1 protein-coding gene is annotated in these 263 nt (G+C 71.1%); it reads right to left on the bottom strand.

What is annotated here, in order from left to right; translation table 11 throughout:
- Positions 1-263 (bottom strand): polyketide synthase dehydratase domain-containing protein (locus BIV23_RS44960; protein ID WP_143079280.1); only part of this gene is annotated, 263 nt, incomplete at both ends.

Here is a 263-nt window from a genome sequence, read left to right on the forward strand (position 1 = left end):
TCGAGGTCGAGTCGTACGCGCAGTTCGGTGGCGCCGGCGGCGTACAGCTCGACGCCCGTCCACTCGAAGGGCAGGAACACCGGCTTGCGCCCGTCCGTCTCGTCCCGCACGCCCATCAAGGTGTGCAGGGCGGCGTCGAGGAGGGCGGGATGGACACCGTAGCCGTCGGGCTTCAGACCCTCGGGCAGGCGCACGATCCCGTACGCGCTGCTGCCGTCCCGCCACAGCTCCGCCAAACCCTGGAACGCCGGGCCGTACACCAG

It is taken from the genome of Streptomyces monashensis, from assembly GCF_001866665.1.
In the GTDB taxonomy this organism is placed as follows: Bacteria; Actinomycetota; Actinomycetes; order Streptomycetales; family Streptomycetaceae; genus Streptomyces; species Streptomyces monashensis.